Origin of the sequence: Skermanella aerolata KACC 11604, assembly GCF_000936425.1 — a bacterium.
GTDB lineage: Bacteria > Pseudomonadota > Alphaproteobacteria > Azospirillales > Azospirillaceae > Skermanella > Skermanella aerolata.
Genome location: NZ_AVFK01000199.1, coordinates 1 through 568 on the forward strand (window position 1 = coordinate 1; position 568 = coordinate 568).

The following is a 568-nucleotide window of genomic DNA, read 5'->3' on the forward strand; positions in this document are numbered from 1 at the left end:
CCCGAAGCCGCCGTCACCGAACGGATCCTGCCTGCCACCCTGGAGCAGGCGCGCGCCGCGGCGCTGGGCCAGCACCTTCCCTATGCCGGCGGCGTCTCGCCCGTGGACGCCTGGACGCTGGCGCAGAACGGCGACGCGGTGCTGGTGGACGTGCGCTCGGCGGAAGAGCGCAAATTCGTCGGCCACATCCCCGGCACGGTGCACGTGCCCTGGGCCACCGGCACCAGCCTGACCCGCAACCCGCGCTTCGTGCGCGAACTGGAGGCCAAGGTGGCCAGCGCCGGCGGCAAGGACGCCGTGGTGCTGCTGCTGTGCCGCAGCGGCAAGCGTTCGGCGCTGGCGGCGGAGGCGGCCGCCAAGGCGGGGTTCTCGGCGGTCTTCAATGTCTTCGAGGGTTTTGAAGGCGAGCTCGACGCCAACCAGCATCGCGGCCTGAGCGACGGCTGGCGCCATCGCGGCCTGCCCTGGGTGCAGGACTGACATGGCGGCCTTCGATCTGGAGGGCGTGGTGCGCGCCCTGGACGGCATCCGCGCCCAATGGCGCACCTCGCAACAGCGCGCCCGCGAG

General features: G+C 72.7%; 1 protein-coding gene. It reads left to right on the forward strand.

Annotated elements, in window-relative coordinates; all coding sequences use genetic code 11:
- Positions 1 to 480 (forward strand): rhodanese-like domain-containing protein (locus N826_RS39200; protein ID WP_247870485.1); only part of this gene is annotated, 480 nt, incomplete at its 5' end.
- Positions 481 to 568: the final 88 nt, after the last annotated feature.